Source organism: Streptomyces lacrimifluminis, assembly GCF_014646095.1.
In the GTDB taxonomy this organism is placed as follows: Bacteria; Actinomycetota; Actinomycetes; order Streptomycetales; family Streptomycetaceae; genus Streptomyces; species Streptomyces lacrimifluminis.
Genome location: NZ_BMMU01000048.1, coordinates 1 through 22,718 on the forward strand (window position 1 = coordinate 1; position 22,718 = coordinate 22,718).

Genomic DNA, 22,718 nt, shown 5'->3' on the forward strand with positions numbered 1-22,718 from the left:
GACCCCAGGAGTCGCATGAGCACCCCGGAACAACCCAGCTTCGAGGACGCCCTCGCTCGCGTCCGCGAAGCCTCCAAGGAGCTGGCCGCCGTCCTCGATGAGCCGCCACCCTGGGAGCCGGTCTGGAGGCGCCCCCGGAAGGCGAAGTCGAAGGCGGAGACGAAGCGAGAGCTGCGCAGGCAGCGCAGGCGGCTCCAGGACGCCGGACGCCGCCGCCTCGCCGCCACAGAATCCCGTCGGCCCCGCGCGCGGCACGGCCGGATCGGGAACGCCGCCGCCCGCCGTGACGCTCGCGCCCTGTCCCGGGTGCGGCACTCCACCGCATGGCTGTGGTGACGGATTCGCCGTATCCGATGCGCACCGCACCGGATGCTGCGCATCGTCATGCGCACCACGATGTCCCGCACCGCACCCGGTGCGCACCATCGACGATGCCCGGCACTCCCGCGCGCACCACGATGCACCGCACTCGATGTTCCGCACCGCACCGGTGCGCACGCCGCCCGGCCGCACCTTGACCAGGTGCGGCCGGGCGCCCGTCGTTCCTAGACCAGCCTCGCTACCGGCACGTTTCCCCTTGTCAGGCTCCGTCCCGGGCGCCGATCAGGTCTCGGACAAGGGGTGTGTGATATAGGCGCGCGGCCGGATTCCGGTGCGCACCTCGTGCAGTGCGGGCAGACGATGGCGCGCACCGCGATGGGTGGCGCGGCGCATGGTGCGCGCGGCGCGGTACACCGCCCGGCGGTGGTGCGCACCGGATGCGCGCGGTGCGCACCACCGCCGTCCCCGGGCGTGGACTACACGATGGTCAGGCGCACCGGGTGCGCACCGGCCGGTGCGGGGTGCGCATCAAAGGCCTGGCCCAGGCTGACGGCTCCATCTGCCGGAGGATGTCGGCGACGTCTTCGTGCTCCTGGGTGGCGGAACGATCGACTACTGCGCCCACCCCGTCGGCGTCGCGCGCGTTCATCCCAGCGCCGACCACCTGGTCGTGGAGGTCGATCCGAAGCTCGGCCCTGAGCACTTGCTGCCGGAGCTGCCTTCAGGCTCTGCTGCCGACCCAGTACACCGGGCCTGACGAGGACGAAGGACAGGAGCCGGGAGGCATCGCCAGGGTCAGGCTCCTCGGGATCGACACAGTCGGCCTCCACACACGCGGAAGCGACAGACTGCGGCAACAGGGCCTCCTGGTACTCGGTTTGGTTCGCACCCCCGACCTACCAAGAGGCACTGCTCTCATGCGCCGACTCGCGCACCATCACCCGATCAGGCACCCTGTTCGACCAGACCGTCCCGTGATCGATAAGCGGATGGCGTCTGAGGTCGCACCGGCTTCTCCGCCCTGATCTGGTCCCACCTCACCGGCAGCAAGTGGTGTTTGGCACCCGACCTGCAGCCACTACCCGTCCAGGGAGTTGCCGTGGTCGACGCCGCGGTCCTCTCCTCGCTTTTGAACCAACGTCCGGATCATCCCTTCTACCCATACCTCCACGGCCTGCTGCCGGGCTACGCCAGCACAATCCTCGGACAGGCAGATCACGGTTCCTGATCGCAGGTTGCCAACTAACCCGTGGAAGCGGAGCCCGGCTGGCCGAGGCTTGCGCCCGTTCGGCCAGGTCCCAGTGCTTACATGGTTCGGGTGCGTGTCGGTTCGCGGGTGGTGGGGCGCATGTGTAGTCCGCGGGGGTTGACGAGGGCGGGAGTGACGTCTGTGCCGGGGGTGTGGGTGAGGCGCCAGCGGGCGGTGATGGTGGCTAATGCGAGGGTGGCTTCGGTGACGCCGAAGGTGTCGGCGATGCATTTGCGGGCGCCCCCACCGAAGGGGATCAGCAGGCCGTTGCGGCCGGTGGCGCTCTGGCCCATCCACCGGTCGGGATCGAAACGTTCCGGATCCGGGTGCAGGTCCGGGTGGTGGTGGATGAGGTAGGGGCTGCACACCACGGTGGCGCCCTTCGCGATCGGGTATCCGTCGAGGTCGGTGGGGGTCGTGGTGATGCGGGTCAGGAGCCAGCCCGGCGGGTACAGGCGCAGGATCTCGGTGACGATCCGGCCGGTATAGGCGAGGCGGGGCAGCAGGTCGAAGGTAGCGGGAGCCCCGGCAGGCAGTACGGCGTCGACCTCGGCATGCAGGCGCTGTTCCACTTGCGGGTGGCGGGCGATCTCATGCAGGGCCCAGGCCAGGGTGGCGGCGACGGTCTCGATGCCGCCGAAGAAGAACGACATGACTTGATCGGCGATTTCGTCGTCGGTCAGGCGCTGCCCGTTCTCGGACGTGGTCAGGAGCATCGACAGCAGATCTGCCCCCTGAACGCCGCGGGCGCGGTGGTCGGCGATGATCGCGCCGATGGCTTTGTGCAGGTGCGCGCGGGCCTGGTCATAGCGGCGGTTGGCGGGCAGGGGCAGCCGGTCGAGCGGGTGGGGCAGTAGCATCCGCTGGTAGATGCCGTGGGAGAAGACGTTGAAACTTTCCAGCACGGCGGTGGTGTCGGTGCCGGGGGTGTCGGCGAACATTGTGGCCATGGTCGTGCGGGCGGCGATCTCCTGCATCACGGGGAGCACGTCGATGTCCCGCCCGTGGGTCCACCCGTCGACAGCGCGTGCGGCCTCGCGGGTCATGACCTCGGCGTAGGCGGGGATCCGCTGGGCGTGGAAGGCGGGCTGGGTCAGGCGGCGCTGGCGGCGGTGGTCGCCGTGCGGACACGTCCCCAGGCCGTTGCCCAGTCCCTCGCGGACCCGCTCGATGAGCAGGCCGCCCTTGTCGAAGGTCCGGTCGTCAGTCAGGACCCGCTGAACCAGACCCGGGTCGCAGACCACTAGCGCCCGCACGGGTCCCACCCTGATCTGCACCAGGTCGCCGTGGGCGGGCAGCGACATCATGAACGCCAGCGGGTCCCTGCGCAGGGCCAGACCGTGACCGAGTAAAGGCAGTGCACCGGGGGCCTGGGGAGCCGTGCGGACCATGCCCATGCTCACTCCTGCGGAAGAAGGGGATCGGGCGTGCGAGAGGAAGCCGAGAAGTGCGCTGGAGGTACATCTGAACGGCTTCCAGTGTTCCAACTCGACGAGCCCCCGCACTGGTGGAAATCCGGCCACGCAGGATCTGAGACCGCGGCCCGCACAGCCTCGCTCAGGTTGGCACCTCCGCCGCCCTGGCCCGGTCCTCCACAGCACGACCCGCCCTGCTGGCCGCGCCCGAGGGGTTCACGAACTGCGTCCCTGGTGAGGGCCCAGGCCGCCCTGGGCCCCGCAGAAGCCGGCCTCGCCGCGACGGTCCATGGCTCGGCCGCCTGACCGGTGGAAGGGCCCAACCGGTCAGGTCGGTGGCCGTCCCCGCGGCCCGTTCTCGCTCTTTCGAACTCCAGCGTCCTTCGGCTTCGCTGGGGGCGCGATGCCCTTCCCGCTGGCGTGACAGCAGCCGTGGCCGCGGTACGCGATCAAGCAGAAAGCCCTTTGTGACCCGCACGCACGGATGAGGACGGTCGGCATGCCGCAGGACATCGACTTCGCTCTGCCCTTCCCCTACGCGTCAGCGCCGACCTGGAAGGCGCGCGCGTTCGCAACCTGCACTGGGTCCAGCAGCAGGGGCTGGTCACCAGCCAGGCCGGGCTGGAGTGGTACGTCTCGTGGGACATGCCCCGCCTGGCCGCCTACGGCTTCCCCTACGCCCAGGGCCCGGAACTGGACCTGGCCGCGGACGTGATGGGGTTCTTCTTCGTCTTCGACGACCAGCTCGACGGCCCCCTCTCCCGCCGCCCCGAGAAGGTCGCCCGCATCTGCCAGAAACTCATCGACATCGTCCACGGCGCCGCCCCGGGCCCGGGAGTCGACCCGTGCGCGAGGGCGTTCGTCGGCCTGTGGCAGCGCAGCCGTCAGGGTGCGCCCGCCGGGTGGGTGGCGCGTGTGGCACACGAGTGGGAGTACTACTTCGCAGCCCAGGCCCACGAGGCCGCCGGCCGGCTGCGCGGCATACCCGCTGACATGGACACCTACCTCCAGGTCCGCCGGGGCATCGCCGGGACGGCCCTGACCATCTCTTGCGGCGAGCTGGCCGCCCACCTCGACGTCCCCGCTGCCGCCTTCCACAGCCCGCAGCTGCGTCTGATGCGGGAGATCGCCATGGACGTGCCGCTGATGTGCAACGACGTGTACTCCCTGGAGAAGGAAGAAGCCCGAGGCGACATGGACAACCTCGTCCTGGTCCTCGAACACACCCACCAGTTCACCCGCCCCCAGGCCGTCGAAGCCGCCCGCCGCGAAGTCACCACCCGCATCGCACGCTTCCAGCAACTCGCCGACGAAGTTCCGGCTCTCTGCGCCCAGCTCGGGCTCGAGCCCCACCAGCAGGCCACCGTGGAGCGGTACGCCGGGGTCATGACGGCGTGGATGTCCGGCTACCACGCCTGGCAAACCGAAACGCTGCGCTACACCCACACCAACCAGACCCTGCCGCCTTCCGGCCCCGGCTACTTCGACAACATCCTCGACGCCTGAACCTCCCGGCCGCCAAGCCTCGGAAGCGCGCGCTGGACGTCGCGGAACGGAGCCCGGCGACGCGACTGTGCGGTTGCACTCAGGAGCTCACGGACCTGCACGGCCTCGACCACATCACCGGTTCCACCCCGACGGCTGCTGACACGGGCCACCGTCCCGTCGGCAGTCCCGCCCGGCGGCCACGCATGGTGCGCACTACCGGTGAGCGCGCCCCGAGCTCCGCCGCCCATCCCCTCGTCGCAGGCATCTTCCTGTGACGGCCGGTCCCGCCTTGTCACGTTTCCTTGCGGCTGTTGGTTCGTTGGCAGTTGAGGGACATCCATCTGGCCTGCAGCGGGGCTGAGGGAGGGGGCGTTGATGGAGGCAGAGGGAGTCCATCATTCCTACGGCGTTCGGCGGGTACTGCGCGGTATCGACGTGGCGCTGCCCGCGGGGTCGGTGGTGGGCATCGTCGGCGAGAACGGGGCGGGCAAGTCGACGCTGCTGAAGATCCTTTCGGGGGAGCTGCGACCGGACCGGGGCGTGGTCCGGCACGGTGGGCGGTTCGGGTACTGCCCTCAGCAGGTGGTGCTCAACGACGCGTTTACGGTGCGCCAGCACCTGGACTTCTTCGCTGCGGCCTATGACGTTGCGGATCTGCGGCGGGCCGAGGAGGTCATGGAGATCCTGGGGTTCGACCAGTACGCCGACGTCCTGGTGGGGACGCTCAGTGGCGGTACTCGGCAGAAGCTGAACCTGACGCTCGCGGTGATGCACGACCCGCAGGTGCTGCTGCTGGACGAGCCGTACCAGGGCTTCGACTGGGAGACGTACCTGCGGTTTTGGGATCTGGTCGGAGACCTGCGTGTGGCCGGCCGATCGGTCCTCGTCGTCTCGCATCTGGCCTACGACACCGATCGGCTCGATCAGGTGTGGCGGTTGCGGGACGGTGTGCTGCACGGACGGCAGGAGGACGTGCGGTGAGGCGGGGGATGCGGCTGTTCAAGATCGCCACGCGTTATGGCCTGGTGGAGCACGCCAGGAACCGGTTCGCCATGCTGCTCGTGGCGGTGTTTTTGCCGGTGTGGGTCATGATGACGGGCTGGGCCATCGCCAAGGAGCCGGTGCAGTTCCGGCTGCACGGCACCGGTCACGTGCTGACCGCCGGAGGTGACAAGATCACCCAGATCACCGGGGCGCTGAACGGGGTCACGCTGATCACCGGGTTCATGATGTTCGCGGCGACCTTCAGCAATGGGGCCTTCGACCGGCGTCTGTCCATGGCCGGGTTCCACCGGGTTCCGCTGGGGCTGGCGAAGGTCGCCTGCCTGGTCATCGCGTCAGTGGTGGTCTGTTCCTACGCCACCGCGGTCATCTGCTGCTTCTGGTCGCCCAGGCAGCCCGTGCTGCTCGGCGCGGCGCTGTTTTGCACGGCGATGACCTACGGCACGCTGGGCGTCGCCCTCGGCACGCTCCTGCACCGCGAGGTGGAGGGCATGTTCGCCATTGTGATGATCAGTGTCGTGGACCTGGGCTTGCAGAATCCCCTCGCCAGCGGCGGAGCGAACAGCGACATGGTGCGCTGGCTGCCCTCCTACGGTGCCATGCAGGCCGCGACAGCCGCGGGCTTCTCCTCCACCGTGCCCGCCGTGGACTTCACCGTTCAGCTGGCCTGGTTTACCGCCGTCGGCCTCCTCGGGCTGCTGGCCTTCCACCGGCGCACCAGGTCAGCTCTTACAGCCACCGTGCAGATCGGCCGGCAGACCGATACCGACCTGGTTCCGTTGAAGAAGTCGGCAAATCGATGAGGGCGGCGTCCCCGCGCAAGCAACCCGCGCAGGGACGCCGAGTGTCTCTCCCCCCGGCGTCTAACGCGTGGACGAGGCCGGGACGGCGTACCGGCTGATCTCACGACGCAGACGCTCCAAGTCCGGTCCCGCGGCCGTGGTCTGCGGCTGGTACCTCTCAGACTCGTCCTGCCGCATATCGAGGAACAGTTTCAGCATGTCGTAAATCGCCGCATACCGGTTGCCCTGGCCGGAGAGGCCGGGCAACGTGCGGAAGAGGACGGGCACGTACGTGAATACCGCGTTGAACTGGGCGCGTTTCTCCGCCACCTGGCGCTCCACACGCTCGATGGCTTCCGCGCGGCTGCACCCCATCTCGTGACGGATCGCCCGGACGAGGTTGTAGGGGACCTGGTCTGCCTCGTCCTGGTCCACTCCCGCCATGTCGTTCTCAGCGAAGATGACGAAGAAGCCGAGGTCCTCAAGGCGTCGGACCATGCGGTGGCTGCGCACCGTCGGCGGCATCTCCCGGTCCTGCACGATCTCCGAGCACGCCATGCCGACCTCGAATCCACCGGTCGACCTCCGCAGAGACAGCCAGTCCGCCGGTGAGGGAATGTAACCGCTGATGCGGTGGCGCGTCTCACGCTCGCAGGCGTGGAGCCAGTCCTCGATGTTGTCGAGCAATGCCTCCTGCCATCGCGCTGTCCTGCCTTTGCACAGGCGTGGCCACAACTGAGCCCAGGACGTCGGGATCGCGCCGGGTGTCCAGGGTTTGCCCGGGTCCTGGCGCAGTGTCGCCACCAGTCCTTCCCTCAGTGCGGTGACGGCTTGCGGGTCTGTCAGCTGCGGATCCTCGAACAGGTCGTCCCACACAGCGAACACCGTGCCCAAGGCTGCGCTGGTCCGCTTCCTCTCGAGGAGGCCATCGTCGCTGCCATCGGCGTTGGTGGCTCCCTCCGCCACCCGGGGAAGGATCCGCTCGATCATCGACAGAGAGCCCGTCAGCCGGTGGTGATCGGCCTCGGCCGGGGTGGCGGCGATGCCGGTGTCCACGAGCCAGTCCTTCATCCACTGCGTGACCTGCCGAGCCTGCGTGCTGTCCTGCGGCTGGGGTGCCTGCCGGACCTGGCGGGGAACGGTCACGGGGCGGGAAGCAGCCGGCCGGTCGAGTACGGCCTGCGCGTAGGCCGTCAGCCCATCAAGTGCATGGGCGCGATCGACAAGACGGGAGAGCTCATCAGTGGCCCTGGCCATGTACGCGTCGGCCATCGCCTGGGCCTCCTGCACAGCCCCCGAGGCGAGAACGAGGTCCCGGGCGCGTGCGGCCTCCTCCTGTGTCAGCTCCTTGCCCAGAAGGCGGCCGAGGTCGCGGTCGCGGGAAGCCGCGCGGATCACCGGCAGGGTGTAGACGCCCTCGGACAGATCCGTGTTGACGGGCTTGCCCAGCTCCTCGGCCGTGGACGTCAGATCGAGGATGTCATCGCGCAGCTGATAGGCGCGCCCGAACTGCCAGCCGAACCCGGCCAGAGCCTCCTCCCGGTCCTCCTGCCGGCTGTCCTGTCGGCCGCCCTTGCTGTTCGCCTGCATCGCGCCCACCCGGCAGGCCAGGGCGAACAGTTGCGCCGTCTTGCCGTCGATCGCGTCGAAGTATGCCTGCTCGCTGCGCGAGGCCGAATGCAGGTCGGCCGCCTCCATCACCATGCCGGCGCACATCCGCTCGTTCGCCATCGTCCCGGCGATGACTTCACGCTGACCGAGCTGCGCCAGCATGTTGAGGCCTGTGAGCATCACGCAGTCCCCGGCGAGGATGGCGAGGTGCTCACCCCACACCGCGTTGGCGCTGGGGCGGCCCCGGCGCTCGTGAGCGTGGTCCACGACGTCATCGTGGTAGAGCGCGCCCAGGTGCAGCAGTTCGACGGCTGCGGCGGCACGCACGGCCTGGTCATCGGCCGGCACCGAAGGATCCGTAAGAACGTAGTACGAGAGCAGAGCAAGGGTGGGACGGACCAGGCCACGGGACGTACCGGGCCCTTCCTGAGTGAGCGCGTCGAGTTCGGGCCGGCCCTGGATACGCACTGGTCCCAGAGCGTCACGGACCCTGTCCAAGTCCGCCTCCAGACACGGAAAAACGGCCGGGTCAATCCCAGAGGGTGGCATTCTGCGCTCCTGACACTGGTCGGTGTTCAACGAGCGGGAGGACAGCCGACACGCAGCAGCAGGACGTCGCAGTATCCGCTCCCCGTTGTGACCACCCCCGCGTCTCGCCACCAGGAAACAGAAACCTGTGACAGTGTGCGCACAGTAGTGACTTAAACCACCTAATCGCATGAAGTGGCCGAATCTACTGATCTGTGACTTTGGCCAGTGAGCCCTTCTCCAACCTCTCCATGTAGCGCGGCCACTTCCCCCTGCGGAACCGGCCGGCCGCCGAACATGGCGCATCTCCAATCCGTCTCCGCCGCCGCCCGCTTCCATGAGTGTCAGCGTGAGGGGCCCGGTCGGGTCGGCGGAGGCGACCGACATCACCACTCGTCCCTGACCTGAAGTTCCTGAAGCGGGCGGGTAGCGTGCCGTCCCATTCGAAGTCGGTGCGGTGCCTCGTCGAGAGCAGCCGTGACCGATCACAATCTGTGATAGCAGGTCGCCGACTAACCTGCGTCGCTCTTGCCAACTACGTTGCGTATAGCTGTCTGCCCAGCGGCAACCGATTCCGGCTCTCGCCAACAAGGCTGCGTCGTCACACCGGCCGTCCATGACGATCACGGCTTGGTATCGGCAACCGGCGGAGGTCACACGGACGGCTTTTTCGACACCTCTAGCAAGTGACGGCGGGATTCTGTCCGGAGTCCCGCGCCATCTGCGTGAGGAGCCTTCTCATGACGTACAGCAGCGCCCGGCAGCCCGAACCTGAGCCGCGCCCCAGCTGGACAAGGGGTGCTGAGAACCTGCCGGGGGTCCCGGGAAGCAGTGCCGCGTCCAGTGCCGCGAACGATTCCAACGTCGTGCCCATCACCGCAGCTCACACCGCCCGCCAGGGGGCCTCCCGGCACGCTGACACCTCTCTCCCTTCCCCTGAAGTGCCAGCGAAGGGGAAGAAGTCCACTCCCACGGCCGGGAAGGTGAGGGCCGATGCGCTGCGGTTGCTGGGGTGTGTGCGGATAGCGACGGTGCGGCAGATGGCTGAGGTGATCACGGAGGAGGAGTCGGACGGCCGGTCGTACGTGCGCAGGGCCATGAAGGAACTGGCGGAGCTCGGACTGGCGGAGACGAACGGCAAGGACGGCAAGCACCAGATCTGGAACCTGACGGTGGCGGGACAGAAGGCAATGAACTGCCGCTGCGTCCGAAGGCCGGCACCGGAGCGAAGGCCGTTCGAGCCGGGCTCGGCCCGCACGGTGTCGCGGTGACGGACATGATCCTCGCCTACACCGACACGGTCCTGTCCGGCGACCGCGAGTGCCTGACCGACTGGCAGGTGGAGGTGAACCACGCCATCAAGGAGACCGGCCTGAGCTTCAACACCGACGCCGTCCTCGTCGTGCCGACCCAGATCAGCGAGGTGCGCCTCTTCGAGCTCGACAACGGCACCATGTCGCAGGCCCGGCTCGCACGTGAGGTCTGGGACTACGAGCGCTACGCCGGGCACCGCGTCTGGGAGGGAGCCCGCGGCACGATCGGCCGCACGTCTAGACGGCGCTGATCCGAGCCTTCAGGATGTGTTCTTCCAGATCATCGGGGGAGGGATCGTGGCAGGTCGCGTCCACTTGTGGATCGCCTGCTTCGTGCTTGCCGGGATCGCCGGACTGGCGGGAGTCATCGCGGCAATCTGGATGCCGCCCGAGCGAGCGGCCGCCGTTGCAGCGGCAGCAGCAGCGATCACTGCCTTGCCTGTCACCCGGGTATCGGCCCGCATTGACGCAGCTGCCCGGCAACGCGAACTCATGTCAGCCAGCCTCTACGCGGTCAGTGCCACAGGTCGGCTGCCCCGCGGGGGCCGGCGACTTCAAGAACCTGATCCGCGAGGTGGACGGCTCCCCGAAGGACTGGTTCGTGTGCCTGGGACCGGACGGAGTGAACTACGAGAAGGCGGAGGTCACGAGGTGAGGTGAGCGATGCGGGCAGGGCGGCGCGGCAGGGGTCACAACCCCCGCCGCGGCAGCAGGGTCACAACCACCCTTGCTGCCGCGCCTCCCGCATTGACTCCATCCGGTTGCGGGTGCCTGTCTTGCCGATCGCGGAGGAGAGGTAGTTGCGGACCGTGGACTCCGAGAGGTGGAGCTTGGCCGCGACGATCTTCCACAGCGACCGCGGCGCGGAGTACACGTCCGAGGCGTACGACAAGCTCTGTGACCGCCTGGGCGTGGTGCAGTCCATGGGACGGGTGGGGTCCGCTCTGGACAATGCCGCCGCGGAGAGTTTCAACTCGCTGATCAAGGTCGAGTACATCCACCGCCGGCAATTCGCGACCCGGACCGAGGCCCGCCCGAAGATCGCCACATGGATCACTGGGTTCTACAACCCGCGACGAAGGCACAGCGCGGCCGGCGGCCTACCGCCCGAGGAGTTCGAAAGAATCATCGCCGAAGCGCGCGAGCGACACGGCCAGAAAGATCAGACCGCATAACCAAAGTCCCTACGGAACCAGGGGATTGACACTATTCCTGTCCCCGCGCACCGTCGAGAAACACGTGGCCCGGGTGCTGACCAAGCTCGGCAGGTCGAGGAAGGACGTCCACACCGCCCCGCCGGACTCCCCCGCCTGACACCTGGAGGGGGGTTTGTTTGTGTGCAGACGTGCGTGCGGTGTGCGTGCCTGTGGCGGGCCGTCGACCAGGACGGCATGGTGCTGGACATCCTCGTGCAGAACCGCCGGGACAAAGGCTGCGGCCAGGCCCTTCTTCCGCCAGCTGCTCAAGACGGCGGGCGCAGTGCCGCAGGTAGTCGTCACGGACAAGCTCCGCTCTCACGGCGTCGCTCACCGTGAGGTCATGCCCTTGTGGGAGTACCGCTCCCACAAGGGCATGAACGACCGGGCTGAGAACCGCCACCAGCCCACCAGGCAGCGCGAACGCGCGATGAAAGGCTTCCGCAGTACAGGCGCTGCCCAGCGGTTCCTGTCTGCGTTCAGCGGCATCTCACCCCACTTCCGGCCCCGCCGCCACCTGATGACCGCTCCCGGATACCGAGCTGAGAGGACCATCCGCTTCACGATCTGGGACCAGGTAACCGGCCGACCCACAGCGGCCTGAGCAACAGGCCCGGAGGCCCGTTGAACCATGCATCGCCACACCGCCAGGCCCTACCCACCCAACAACGTGACAACGCTTTGACGAAGACGTGGTGCGGGAGCTTTCGGTGCCCCAGACCGGACGACGGGGAGAGGAGTGACGGGGAGCAGCGTGCCCATCGGACGGCAGACAGTACGCTGAGTCCAGCGGGACCGGGCCCGCAGCACAGTGTCCAGTGTTCGGGAGGTGCTTCATGACGGCCGAGACGATGGCGCCGGCGTGGATGCATGAGCAGATCACGGCGGAGGAGTACGAGTCCTGGTCCGAGGAACAGTGCGCCGGAATCGAGATCGTGGACGGGATGGTCGTTGTGAGTCCGAGTGCGTCCAAGCGGCACAACCGTCTGGCCCGGATTCTGGCGAACGCCCTGGATGGCGCTGCGGGCCCGGAGTGGAACGCCGACACGGACTTCGACGTCCGGCTCCAGGACGTCCCGCTCACCAATCGCCGTCCGGACGTCGTCGTGTACCGCGCAGACACGATCGACATCACCCCCACTCGCCCTGAGCACGTGCTGCTGGTCGCGGAAGTGGTGTCGCCAGGCTCGGAAACCACCGACCGGATCGTGAAGGTCGACCAGTATGCCAAGGCAGGCATCGGCTTCTACTGGCGGATCGAGCAGGCCGCGACAGGCGTTCCTCTCGTGTACACCTACGTTCTCGACCCCGCGACGAGAACCTACCGGGACGGAGACGTCTTCATCGGCATCCTCAAAGCGTTGGCCCCCTTCCTGGTAGAGATCGACCTCGGCCAGATCTGACCCACGTGCTGCTCAGCATGGAGTGGCTTCGCCTCCATCGGAGCCCTCCCGCTCACGGTCGCCCGGGACGCCGGCTGCAAGGTCGCCTATCTGCCCGGCCTCGCGATGCGTCGGATCGCCGACCTGTATCCGGGCGAGGCGAAGACCGACGCGAAAGACGCCGCGGTGATCGCGGACGCGGCCCGGACGATGCCGCACACGCTGCGCTCGCTGGAACTGACCGATGAGATGACCGCCGAACTGACCGTGCTCGTGGGCTTCGACCAGGATCTGGCGGCCGAGGCCACCCGCACCTCCAACCGGATACGCGGCCTGCTCACCCAGTTCCACCCCAGCCTGGAACGCATCCTCGGCCCCCGCCTGGACCACCCCGCCGTGACCTGGCTGCTGGAACGCCACGGTTCCCCGGCCGCGCTGCACAAAGCCGGACGCCGCAAGCTGGTCGAGGTGATCCGGCCCAGAGCCCCACGCATGGCCCAGAAACTGATCGACGATGTCTTCGACGCACTCGACGAGCAGACCGTCATCGTCCCCGGGACCGGCACCCTCGACGTCGTGATCCCGTCCCTGGCCCGCTCCCTCGCTGCCGTCCATGAACAGCGCCGGGCCCTGGAGACTTAGATCAGAGCCCTGCTGGAGGACCACCCTCTTTCCAAGGTCCTGACCTCGATGCCGGGGGTCGCGGTCAGGACCGCCGCAGTACTGCTGGTCACCGTCGGCACCAGCTTCCCCACCGCCGCCCACCTCGCCTCCTACGCTGGCCTCGCCCCGACGACGAAGTCCTCGGGGACCTCGATCCACGGCGAACACGCGCCCAGAGGCGGCAACCGGCACCTCAAGCGGGCGATGTTCCTGTCCGCGTTCGCCGCCCTGCACGATCCCGCCTCCCGCACCTACTACGACAAATGCCGGGCCCGCGGGAAGACCCACACGCAGGCTCTCCTCCGCCTCGCCCGACAGCGGATCAGCGTGCTGTTCGCGATGCTCCGCGACGGCACCTTCTACGAACCCCGCCTCCCCGAAGCAGCCGTCGCATGACCAGCGCATGCTTGACGAAGGACATAGAGGCCCCCAAGGACTCTAGCCGGGGCCAACTGCTGGAGGCCAAGGACAATTTGCAGAAGATGCTGGCCAACGTCCCCCTCACCGACGACGAACGCGCCGCCGTCGACGACGGCCAAGCTGCCCTCGACCAACTCCTGGCACAGCTCACCGACGTCCCTACCCCGGCCGGCCCGACGCCACGCCAGCTCGGAATACCCGTCATTTGGGAAGGTACGCCCTTCGCATGCCAGCCCGAGGCCGATCCACAGGTCATGAGCATTGCTCCATGGCGAGACGCTGACGTATCAATCGGGTAGGAGGGCCGGCTGACTGGCCCTCTACCTATTTGATGCTCCGTCAGAAGAGCAGCTCAGGCTCAACTTCCGAGAAGCATCCTCCGGTTACCTACAACGAGGATCCCGGGGATGCCCCTCGGCCACTCCCAGTCGGCGAAGAACATGACGACACAGACGGCCTGCGCTGACCTGAGCACACACACGGAGACACCCCGGGGAGCGCCAGCGGGGTCGCAGGGGTTGTCTGGGCCTCGCTGGGCATTGGTCTGCAGGCTGGTTCCGCGCGGCCTGTACGGGCTGGTGCAGGGCTGCCTCGCCGGCGTCCCGGGCGACTGGCGCGTTCCTGAATGTGGCTGCTGCTGGTGAGTCGGTTACAGGCGCTTCGCTGTGCGGTCGCGCAGCAGCAGCCATGGACTCGCGTCGGCCGATCTGGGCGCGCAGCCGGTCCGTGCAGCAGCACGGCGCCAGCCGTCCTCTCCGCCTGGCTCGGGGCGGCATACTGGCCGGCGCCTCCGGGGTCGGGATTGACCTTGTCATGCCTTTCCCAAACACCTGCGCCAGGCTGACCAGCGTGTTCACCACCTGGTCGCACGCGTCCTCGGCCAGACTGATCATGAACGCACCGCCGGACGAGACGTCCTCCGGCCGGACAGACGGCCCCGGGCCTGAGCCGGAGCGCGGACACGTAGACGACGTGATGCTCAGCATGGCTGCGGCGGGCGTGACCGTCCGCCGCATCGCACAGGAGGTGGGCCTGGCCAAGTCGACCGTGCACGACCGGCTGTCGCTCCTGCTCCGCACCCAAACGCAGCGGGCCTCGGACGAGTTCATCGCCATGCGGGAGGTCCGGCTGGAGGATCTGTACCGCCGGGCATACGGCTCCCTCACGCGGATGGAGAAGGACTCGGACGCCTGGGGCCGGGCGTGGGACAGGTGTCTGCGGCCGGAGGAGTCCCTGCGCAAGCTCAAGGGCGCGGACGCCCCGGAGGCCATGACCATCGCCCTGGAGCGCCGGGCGGAGTCGCAGGCGGAGATGACCGTGACCGCGATTGAGATGAGCCGGGTGTTGAGCAATCTGCTGGTCAACGCGATCCGCCATTCTCGTGGCAGTGGACGCCGTCTCCCTGCCGGACGACAGGCGCGCGTCTGCACTGGAGGCCGCCTCCGCCCGCCTGCACGCCATCGAGGGCGACTTCACCGTGCCGGAGCCCCTGCCGCCGCTGGGTGCTGCACCCACGCCCTACCGGGCCGACGACGGGCGGCCCTGAGGGGCTGCGGTACCGGGTGACGGCTGTGGAGCCTCAGCCCGCGCCCACCGTCGACCGGCCCGCCCTCCCGCCGGGCCCCTCGGCCGGGCAGGAGCGGGACGGCGCGGAGGCCGTACTGGCCGAAGTAGCGAAATTCGAGGCGGAGTTCGGACCGCTCGGAGAGGACGAGGAGGAGGATGAACCTGAAGATGATCCAGCGGCGCCTGCGTGAGCTGGCGGCCAAACCCGGCCGTCCCGGCGCGTGGGAGAAGGCGCAGCGGCTGCGCGGCGAGGCCGCCCGCCTCAACCAGGCCGGACGGCTTCCGGAGGCCGTACTCCGCCCGTAACGCGAGCCCGAGCCGCCCGCCGGCCCCGGCGCGGAGGCGATCGCCACGCGACCCCCAGAGCTGCGCGCCCGGCTGTCCCGGTCCTCGCTCAGCCGGTCGATCGACCGGGGCTCCGCGCGGCACGATCCCGGCGGCTGGGGTGCCAAAAATGAACTGCGCCGCCGGGTTGTCCGGCCCTGACCTGGACGTTTGTGATCCGTAGGCGCCGCGGCTCGTTCACCCGGCCTTCCCTGGCAGGCGGGCGGGCCGTGATTATGCTCGATCTACGGGTGTAACCGTGCGGCACACTTCCCTGACCTGGGGTGATGTCTCCGACCTGCGTCTATGGATCAAAGCCGGACGTGGCAGCTTGTCTACGGTCATGATGACGGTCCGCGCCGCGTCCGCGGCCTGTGCCATACGTCTCCCACCCCGAGCGGTCGGAATCACCGGGCGGCGTCAGCCCGGTGCCGCGCCGCCTTCGACCCATCGTATGTTCGATCGTCCCGCTTCGCGCCGGTCAGCTCTTCCGCGCCCTGAGCACGCAGAACTCGTTGCCCTCCGGGTCCATCAGAGTGGTCCAGGACTGCTCTCCCTGGCCGATGTCCGCGTGCCGCGCCCCGAGGGACAGCAGCCGGTCCACCTCGGCCTGGTGGTCGTCGGGCCGGAAGTCGAGGTGCAGCCGGTTCTTGACGGACTTCGCCTCGGGGACCCGTACGAAGAGGAGGCCGGGCATCTGGTCCGGTGTCGGCCGGATCTCGTACTCCTCGGGGGAGTCGTCGACGACCGCCCAGCCGAGCGCCTCGGCCCACCAGCGCCCCAGCGCCGCCGGGTCCGCCGCGTCCACGATCACTTGTTCCCATTCCAATGCCATGCGGACAGGGTAGTGAAGACTGGGCCCGGTACGCATCCATGATCACGACACGGAGGAACCGTATGACGCGCCCGATCACGGCAGGGGTGGACGGATCCCCCGAAAGCCATGCCGCGCTGTCCTGGGCGGCCCGTGAGGCCGTACGGCGGAACCTCGCGCTGCGGGTGGTGCACGCCTGGGAGCTGGTGCCGGACCAGGCGTTCGGGGCGGCGAGCCGGGAGACCCACGACCAGTGGGTGCGGGAGGGCGTGGACGAGGCAGCGCGGAGCGTCGCCGAACGTCATCCGGAGCTGGACCTGACCGTCGACGTGGTCGAGGGCGGCACGGCACACTCGCTCGCCGAGGCCGCGGCACAGGCCGAGATGCTGGTTCTCGGCTCCCGTGGGCATGGGGCTCTCGTCGGGTTCCTCCTCGGTTCCGTCGGGCAGCACGTGATCGCCGAGTCCGCACGGCCCGTCGTCCTCGTCCGCGCGGAGGACCGCGCCTCCGACGAGGCCGCCGGGCGTGAGGTCGTCGTGGGGCAGCACGGCGACCCGGAGGAGAGCGCGCCGGCCCTGCGGTTCGCCTTCGAGGCCGCGGCGGCACGGGGCGCCGCCGTCCACGCCGTACGGGCATGGAGCCTGCCGCCGGTGTTCGCGTACAGCCCGGGCTCGCTGAAGCTCCTCGACGAGGCCGGCGGCCTGGAACCGTACGAGAAGAACGCGCTGGCCGCCGCGCTGGAACCGTGGCGCGAGCGCTTCCCCGACGTACCTGTCACCCAGCACGTGGAGATGGGCAGCGCGGGGGAGGTACTGCTGTCGGTGGCCTCGCGGGCGCAGCTCCTGGTCGTCGGGCGGCGCGCCCGCCGCTCGGCCGTGGGCGCGCGGATCGGCTCGGTCGCCCACGGTGTACTGCACCACGCGCACTGCCCGGTGGCCGTGGTCCCGCACGGGTGACTCAGACGGGCGGCGCCGCCTCGTCCGTCGGCAGCGGCAGCGCCTGGCGGGCCTTGGGCAGGATGTTCACGATGTAGTCATTGACCGCCTCGTCCAGCCCGATGTCGTGCTGCGCCCGCTCGGACAGGTACCAGCGGTGTTCCAGGAGCTGGTGGTAGATCTCGGCGGGGTCCACGTTCCCGCGCAGTTCGCGCGGCACCTCCCGCACGGTCGGCCGGAACACCTCCCGCACCCAGCGGTGCGCGAGCACCTCCGGGCTGGCGCCGAGGGGGTCGCCGGGCTCGTAGTCGTCCTGGGTGGCCATCCAGCTCTCCAGGTCGCCGAGGAGCCGCCGCGCCTGGTTCTCCTCGGTGTCGAGCCCGGTCAGCCGCAGCAGCTGCCGCTGATGGTGGCCGGCGTCGACGACCTTCGGTACGAAGGTCACCGTGTCGCCGTTCGAGGAGTGCTCGATCTGCATCTCGGCCACGTCGAATCCGAGCTCGTTGAGGCGCCGGATGCGGCGCTCGATGTAGTGGTACTTGCCCGCCGGGTAGACGGAGGTGCGGGTCAGCTCCTGCCACAGGCGCTGGTAGCGGGCGCAGATCTCCATGCCGAACTCGATCGGGTCCACGGAGGGGTGCAGTGCCCCGGACGCCTCCAGGTCCAGCAGCTCTCCGCTGATGTTGACGCGGGCGAGGTCGAGGTCGTACTCGCGCTGGCCGTCGCTGAGCTGCGGGTGCAGATCGCCCGTCTCGGCGTCGACCAGGTACGCGGCGTAGGCGCCCGCGTCACGCCGGAAGAGGGTGTTGGACAGGGAGCAGTCGCCCCAGGCGAACCCCGAGAGGTGGAGCCGGACCAGCAGGACGGCCAGGGCGTCCATCAGGCGGTGCATGGTGGCCGGGCGCATCGTCGTCTCGAACATCGAGCGGTACGGCATGGAGCCGCCGAGGTGCCGGGTGATCAGCACCGGCTCCAGGGCGCCGCCCTCGTCGGTGGCTCGCCCGGTGACCACGGCCAGGGGGTCGACGGCCGGGATGCCGAGCCGGTCCAGGTCCCGCAGCAGCTCGTACTCGCGCAGCGCGGGGCGTTCCGCCAGCTCCTTGACGGCGATGACCTCGTCGCCGGCACGTGCGTAGCGCACGACGTGGCGGGAGATTCCGCGCGGCAGTGGAACGAGGTAGTGGTCGGGCCACTCCTCCAGGGGGAGGTGCCACGGCAGTTCGAGCAGCAGTGCGGGGTGCTCGGGGTTGGTGGCGCTGATCTGCAATGCCATGGCTCGACCGTTCTCGTTCCGCTGGTGATCGTCACCTCACTGTAGAGCGCGGCTTCACCGGGCCCGCTCCCGCGCCTGCCCCGCCGCCTGCCGCACGCTGCCCTGGTGCACGGGCCCGTGGCCGGGCAGCAGGACATCGGCCGCGAGCTTTTCCAACAGGTCCAGCGAGGCCACCGCGCGCTCGCGCTCGCGGTGGAACATGTCGGGCAGCAGCTGCGGGCCCTTGAGCCGGGCGGTCGGGTGCCCGCTGACCAGGGCGTCACCGGAGACCACGACCCCGGCGTCCGGGAGGTGGAAGGCGCAGTGCCCGTCCGTGTGCCCCGGGGTGTGGACGGGGACGGGGCCGCCCGGCAGGTCGAGCACCTCCGGGAACGGCTGGGGCTCGGCGACCGGGACCTGCGCGGTGCCACCGGAGCGGATCGCGTGCACGGCCCAGGGAAGCACACCCGGCCGCCACCCGTTCCTCAGCACCTCCCCGACGCTCACCTGATGCAGGAAGTCCCGGCGTGCGTGCGGGACTTCGGCCTCGTGCGTCAGCACCGGCGTGCCGTACGCGGCCCGCAGATACTCGGCCGAGCCGATGTGGTCGTTGTGGGCGTGCGTGACGAGTACCGCCGCGACCGCCTCCGGTGAACTGCCCACCTGCGCGAGCGAGTCGAGGACCAGTTGCCGGTCGCCCGGGTATCCGGTGTCGATCAGGGTGGCGGCGTCCCCCTCGGTGAGGATCACCCAGTTGGTGTTGCTTCCGTGTACGAGGTAAATGCCGTCGGCGACTTGCTGGACGTCTGCCCGCATGATCTTCCCGTTCTGCAGTTCACTGCCGGATGACGCACAGCACATCAGACGGCGGTGGAGTGGAACCCTGCGGGGCGAGCGGCCCTGTGGCTCACCGCACCCCGCGCGGCCGGAACTGGACGCTGATCCGGGGACCTGCGGCCCGCGCGCTCTTGGGAACGGCGTGCTCCCACGTCCGCTGGCAGGAGCCGCCCATCACGATCAGGTCCCCGTGCCCCAGGGAGCGCCGCACCGTCCCACCGCCGCGCACCGGCCGCAGCAGCAGGTCGCGCGGCGCACCAACGGAGAGGATCGCGACCATGGTGTCCTCGCGCTGACCACGCCCGATCCGGTCCCCGTGCCAGGCGACGCTGTCCCGCCCGTCGCGGTAGTAGCAGAGGCCGGCCGTGGTGAAGGGCTCCCCGAGTTCGGCGGCGTAGTGGGCGCCGAGCGCGTCCCGCGCGCGGGCCAGCACCGGGTGCGGCAGCGACTCCGTCTCGCCGTAGAAGGCCAGCAGTCGAGGTACGTCCACGACGTGGTCGTACATCTGCCGGCGCTCGGCCCGCCAGGGGACCTCGGCGGCCAGCTGTTCGAACAGGGCGTCCGCTCCCCGGAGCCAGCCGGGCAGTTCGTCGATCCAGGCGCCGTGACCCAGCGGTGTGCGGCGCGTTCCGGCCAGTGTGCCGAGCCGGAGTTCGTCGGTCTGGTCGAAGAGGGAGCCCTGGAGATGCGCGGCCATGCCACCAGCGTACTCCCGTATTCGAATAGGTGTTCTTATTTGGAGGGGGTGACGAAATATCGGCCCCCGAGCTCTTTGGATGCATCGATGTATCGGATACATTCCTGTATCGAACGGAGGGCCGGACATGACGGTCGAGGGCACGACGGGGCGGGTGACCAGGCGGCGCGTGCGGACGCGGGCCAATCTGCTGGAGGCCGCGTTCGCGGTGTTCGCCGCGAAGGGGTTCGGGCGGGTCTCGATCGAGGAGGTCTGCGAAGCCGCCGGCTACAGCAGAGGCGCCTTCTACTCGAACTTCGACAGCCTCGACGAGCTGTTCTTCGCCCTCTACGGGGAACGCGCAGACCTGATCGCCGACCAGGTCACCGGCGCGCTCGCCCTGGACGGCCCCGATCTCGACGTCCCCGCGGCCGTCGACCGGGTCACCGAGGTCCTGCTGCTCGACCTGGACTGGCTGCTGGTCAAGACCGACTTCCTGGTCCACGCGGCCCGGGACCCCGCGGTCGCCCAGACCCTCCTGGAACACCGCGAGCGGCTGCGGCGGGCCGTCGCGGACAGGCTCGCCCGCGCCACCGAACACACCGAACTGCCCGTCGTACTCGGCGGCGCCGAGGGCGCCGCCCACGCGGTGATCGCCGCGTACGACGGGGTCACGACCCAACTGCTGCTGGACAAGGACGTCGAGCACGCGCGCGCGTGGCTCAAGCAGCTGCTCACCGCGCTGCTCACCGACGGCAGCGACAACCCCGCCGCGCGCAGCGGCGGATGAGAAAGGGAACGGTCGCCATGGATGCGGACGTCATCGTCGTCGGAGCCGGCCTCGCCGGACTGGTCGCGGCACACGAGCTGACCAGCAAGGGCCGGCGGGTCGCGCTCGTCGACCAGGAGAACGCCGCCAACCTCGGCGGACAGGCCTTCTGGTCGTTCGGCGGGCTGTTCCTCGTCGACTCCCCGGAGCAGCGGCGCGTCGGCATCAAGGACTCCTTCGAGCTCGCCTGGAGCGACTGGCAGGGCAGCGCCGGCTTCGACCGCGTCGACGACGAGGACTCCTGGGCGGTGAAATGGGCGCGCGCCTACGTCGAGTTCGCCGCCGGGGAGAAGCGGTCCTGGCTCGCCGGCCACGGCATCTCGTTCCTGCCGACGGTCGGCTGGGCGGAACGCGGCGACCTGCGCGCCCACGGGCACGGCAACTCCGTACCCCGCTTCCACGTCTCGTGGGGTACGGGCACCGGAGTGGTCGAACCCTTCGTGCTCAGCGCCAAGGAGGCGTCCCGTGCCGGCCTGCTGACCTTCTACCACCGTCACCAGGTCGACGAACTCGTCGTCACGGAGGGCGCCGTGCGCGGCGTCCGCGGCACGGTCCTCGCCGAGGACACCTCGCCGCGCGGTGTGGCGTCCAACCGGGAGCGGATCGGCGACTTCGAACTCACCGCGCAGGCCGTGATCGTCACCACCGGCGGGATCGGCGCCAACCACGACATCGTGCGCCGGTACTGGCCCGAGCGACTCGGCACGGCGCCGGTCGACATGGCCACCGGCGTGCCCGCGTACGTCGACGGGCGGATGCTCGACATCAGCGCCCAGGCCGGAGCGCGTCTCGTCAACCGGGACCGCATGTGGCACTACACCGAGGGAATCCAGAACTGGAACCCGATCTGGCCCGGCCACGGCATCCGCATCCTGCCCGGCCCGTCCTCCATGTGGTTCGACGCGCTCGGCCGTCGGCTGCCCGAACCCTGCCTGCCCGGGTACGACACCCTCGGCACCCTCAAGTACCTGCGCACCACCGAGGACATCGCCGAGTACGACCACTCCTGGTTCATCCTCACCCAGCGGATCATCGAGAAGGAGTTCGCCCTCTCGGGCTCCGAGCAGAACCCCGACATCACCGCCAAGAACCGCAAGGCGTTCCTCAAGGAACGCATCCTCGGCAAGGGCGCCCCCGGCCCGGTGGCCGACTTCGTCAAGCACGGCGCGGACTTCGTGGTCGCCGACGCCCTCGAACAACTCGTCGTAAAAATGAATGAGTTGACCGACAAGCCGCTCCTCGACGTGGACCGGGTGCGCCGCCAGATCGAGGCCCGCGACCTCCAGATCGCCAACCCGTACAGCAAGGACGCCCAAGTACAGGGCATCCGCAACTCCCGCCGCTACATCGGCGACCGGCTCGGCCGAACCGTCACCCCGCACCGCATCCTCGACCCCGAGGCCGGCCCGCTCATCGGCGTCAAACTCCACACCCTCACCCGCAAGACCCTCGGCGGCATCCAGACGGACCTCGACTCACGCGCGCTGGGCGTGGCGGGCGAACCCGTCGAAGGGCTGTACGCGGCCGGTGAGGTGGCCGGCTTCGGCGGCGGCGGCGTGCACGGCTACAACGCCCTGGAGGGCACCTTCCTCGGCGGCTGCCTGTTCTCGGGCCGCGCGGCGGGGCGGGCGGCGGCCCGGGCGACGGCCTAGGGTTCTCCGTCGGACGCCAGCAGTCCGGCCAGCACGGAGGCATGGCTCCGCTCAGGGGTCCTGGCGGCGGTGACAAGCGTCGCAGGGCCCTTGGCGGCCAGCTCCCGCAGGGCTCGCAGGAGTTCGGCCGCCTCGGGCGCGGCCAGCTCCGCCTCGTACCGGAGCCGGAACTCCTCGTAGGCATCGGCCGCGTCCTCCTGGGAGTGGTACCAGCGGCGCAGCCCGGTCGACGGGGTCAGGGCTTTCGGCCACTCGTCGACCCGCGCCGCCTCCTTGGACACACCGCGCGGCCACAGCCGGTCGACGAGGACACGTACGCCGTCGTCGGGCTCGGGCGGTTCGTGGACACGACGGACGCGGACGGTCACGAGCGGCCTCCGGCAAGGTGGGGAGAAACGGGACCGAAAGAAGGATGTGCCCGGTCACGGTGGCTCGCAACTTGACCGGAAGGAGGAGGAATCCG

The 22,718-nt window shown here is 69.3% G+C and carries 19 protein-coding genes and 4 pseudogenes; 15 read left to right on the forward strand and 8 right to left on the reverse strand.

Annotated features, from left to right (window positions below):
- Window positions 1-15 precede the first annotated feature (15 nt).
- A complete protein-coding gene (locus tag IEY89_RS37260; RefSeq protein WP_189151973.1) occupies window positions 16-336 on the forward strand; it encodes a hypothetical protein in 321 nt (106 codons plus the stop codon).
- Window positions 337-1,626: 1,290 nt separating this feature from the next.
- On the opposite strand, the gene IEY89_RS37265 is transcribed toward IEY89_RS37260, so the two are convergent.
- Complete coding sequence (locus tag IEY89_RS37265; RefSeq protein ID WP_229695651.1) at window positions 1,627-2,967, reverse strand: cytochrome P450; 1,341 nt, start codon at window positions 2,965-2,967, stop codon at window positions 1,627-1,629.
- A 663-nt stretch (window positions 2,968-3,630) separates the two neighbouring features.
- Here IEY89_RS37265 and IEY89_RS37270 point away from each other — a divergent pair.
- The 3 genes from IEY89_RS37270 (at window position 3,631) to IEY89_RS37280 (ending at window position 6,278) form a co-directional block, all read left to right on the forward strand.
- Complete coding sequence (locus IEY89_RS37270) at window positions 3,631-4,491, forward strand: terpene synthase family protein (RefSeq protein ID WP_229695652.1); 861 nt, start codon at window positions 3,631-3,633, stop codon at window positions 4,489-4,491.
- A gap of 357 nt (window positions 4,492-4,848) precedes the next feature.
- Window positions 4,849-5,454, forward strand: coding sequence for an ABC transporter ATP-binding protein (locus tag IEY89_RS37275; protein WP_189151974.1), 606 nt, complete (start codon window positions 4,849-4,851; stop codon window positions 5,452-5,454).
- Window positions 5,455-5,462: 8 nt separating this feature from the next.
- Window positions 5,463-6,278, forward strand: a complete 816-nt coding sequence (locus IEY89_RS37280) for an ABC transporter permease (RefSeq protein ID WP_189151975.1) — start codon at window positions 5,463-5,465, stop codon at window positions 6,276-6,278.
- Window positions 6,279-6,338: 60 nt separating this feature from the next.
- On the opposite strand, the gene IEY89_RS37285 is transcribed toward IEY89_RS37280, so the two are convergent.
- On the reverse strand, window positions 6,339-8,366 hold the full coding sequence (locus IEY89_RS37285) for a polyprenyl synthetase family protein (protein WP_229695653.1): 2,028 nt from the start codon (window positions 8,364-8,366) through the stop codon (window positions 6,339-6,341).
- A 1,070-nt stretch (window positions 8,367-9,436) separates the two neighbouring features.
- Here IEY89_RS37285 and IEY89_RS37290 point away from each other — a divergent pair.
- A pseudogene (locus IEY89_RS37290) lies at window positions 9,437-9,960 on the forward strand (replication-relaxation family protein).
- Window positions 9,961-10,226: 266 nt separating this feature from the next.
- On the forward strand, window positions 10,227-10,364 hold the full coding sequence (locus IEY89_RS37295) for a hypothetical protein (RefSeq protein ID WP_189151999.1): 138 nt from the start codon (window positions 10,227-10,229) through the stop codon (window positions 10,362-10,364).
- Between the two features lie 60 nt (window positions 10,365-10,424).
- On the opposite strand, the pseudogene IEY89_RS37300 reads toward IEY89_RS37295, so the two are convergent.
- Window positions 10,425-10,550 (reverse strand): annotated as a pseudogene (locus IEY89_RS37300) (LuxR C-terminal-related transcriptional regulator); the annotation flags it as partial.
- 82 nt (window positions 10,551-10,632) lie between these two features.
- On the opposite strand from IEY89_RS37300, the gene IEY89_RS37305 reads away from it, so the two are divergent.
- From IEY89_RS37305 to IEY89_RS37335, 6 genes and pseudogenes are all read left to right on the forward strand, one after another.
- Window positions 10,633-10,884, forward strand: a complete 252-nt coding sequence (locus IEY89_RS37305; protein WP_229695654.1) for an integrase core domain-containing protein — start codon at window positions 10,633-10,635, stop codon at window positions 10,882-10,884.
- A 189-nt stretch (window positions 10,885-11,073) separates the two neighbouring features.
- A pseudogene (locus IEY89_RS37310) lies at window positions 11,074-11,509 on the forward strand (IS6 family transposase); the annotation flags it as partial.
- A gap of 232 nt (window positions 11,510-11,741) precedes the next feature.
- Window positions 11,742-12,308, forward strand: coding sequence for a Uma2 family endonuclease (locus IEY89_RS37315; protein WP_189151977.1), 567 nt, complete (start codon window positions 11,742-11,744; stop codon window positions 12,306-12,308).
- 30 nt (window positions 12,309-12,338) lie between these two features.
- Window positions 12,339-13,346: pseudogene (locus IEY89_RS37320) on the forward strand (IS110 family RNA-guided transposase); the annotation flags it as partial.
- A gap of 837 nt (window positions 13,347-14,183) precedes the next feature.
- Window positions 14,184-14,936 (forward strand): hypothetical protein, encoded by a 753-nt coding sequence (locus IEY89_RS37330; RefSeq protein WP_189151978.1) that lies wholly within the window; start codon window positions 14,184-14,186, stop codon window positions 14,934-14,936.
- 156 nt (window positions 14,937-15,092) lie between these two features.
- On the forward strand, window positions 15,093-15,242 hold the full coding sequence (locus tag IEY89_RS37335) for a hypothetical protein (protein ID WP_189151979.1): 150 nt from the start codon (window positions 15,093-15,095) through the stop codon (window positions 15,240-15,242).
- Between the two features lie 499 nt (window positions 15,243-15,741).
- On the opposite strand, the gene IEY89_RS37340 is transcribed toward IEY89_RS37335, so the two are convergent.
- Window positions 15,742-16,095, reverse strand: a complete 354-nt coding sequence (locus tag IEY89_RS37340; protein ID WP_189151980.1) for a VOC family protein — start codon at window positions 16,093-16,095, stop codon at window positions 15,742-15,744.
- 62 nt (window positions 16,096-16,157) lie between these two features.
- On the opposite strand from IEY89_RS37340, the gene IEY89_RS37345 reads away from it, so the two are divergent.
- Window positions 16,158-17,030 (forward strand): universal stress protein, encoded by an 873-nt coding sequence (locus tag IEY89_RS37345; protein ID WP_189151981.1) that lies wholly within the window; start codon window positions 16,158-16,160, stop codon window positions 17,028-17,030.
- 1 nt (window position 17,031) lies between these two features.
- Here the strand turns inward: IEY89_RS37345 and IEY89_RS37350 are convergent, their stop codons facing one another.
- The 3 genes from IEY89_RS37350 to IEY89_RS37360 all read right to left on the reverse strand — a co-directional run bounded on the left by IEY89_RS37350 (window position 17,032) and on the right by IEY89_RS37360 (window position 19,795).
- On the reverse strand, window positions 17,032-18,282 hold the full coding sequence (locus IEY89_RS37350; protein ID WP_189151982.1) for a DUF4032 domain-containing protein: 1,251 nt from the start codon (window positions 18,280-18,282) through the stop codon (window positions 17,032-17,034).
- A gap of 54 nt (window positions 18,283-18,336) precedes the next feature.
- Window positions 18,337-19,077 carry an MBL fold metallo-hydrolase gene (locus IEY89_RS37355; protein WP_189151983.1) on the reverse strand — a complete coding sequence of 247 codons (741 nt, stop codon included), beginning with the start codon at window positions 19,075-19,077 and terminating at the stop codon, window positions 18,337-18,339.
- A 91-nt stretch (window positions 19,078-19,168) separates the two neighbouring features.
- On the reverse strand, window positions 19,169-19,795 hold the full coding sequence (locus tag IEY89_RS37360) for an alpha-ketoglutarate-dependent dioxygenase AlkB (protein ID WP_189151984.1): 627 nt from the start codon (window positions 19,793-19,795) through the stop codon (window positions 19,169-19,171).
- 127 nt (window positions 19,796-19,922) lie between these two features.
- Here IEY89_RS37360 and IEY89_RS37365 point away from each other — a divergent pair, with 127 nt between their 5' ends.
- Window positions 19,923-20,564 (forward strand): TetR/AcrR family transcriptional regulator, encoded by a 642-nt coding sequence (locus IEY89_RS37365; protein WP_189151985.1) that lies wholly within the window; start codon window positions 19,923-19,925, stop codon window positions 20,562-20,564.
- Between the two features lie 17 nt (window positions 20,565-20,581).
- Window positions 20,582-22,255, forward strand: a complete 1,674-nt coding sequence (locus tag IEY89_RS37370) for an FAD-binding dehydrogenase (protein ID WP_189151986.1) — start codon at window positions 20,582-20,584, stop codon at window positions 22,253-22,255.
- Here IEY89_RS37370 and IEY89_RS37375 read toward each other — a convergent pair.
- On the reverse strand, window positions 22,252-22,623 hold the full coding sequence (locus tag IEY89_RS37375) for a DUF488 domain-containing protein (RefSeq protein WP_189151987.1): 372 nt from the start codon (window positions 22,621-22,623) through the stop codon (window positions 22,252-22,254). The genes IEY89_RS37370 and IEY89_RS37375 overlap by 4 nt on opposite strands.
- Window positions 22,624-22,718 lie beyond the last annotated feature (95 nt).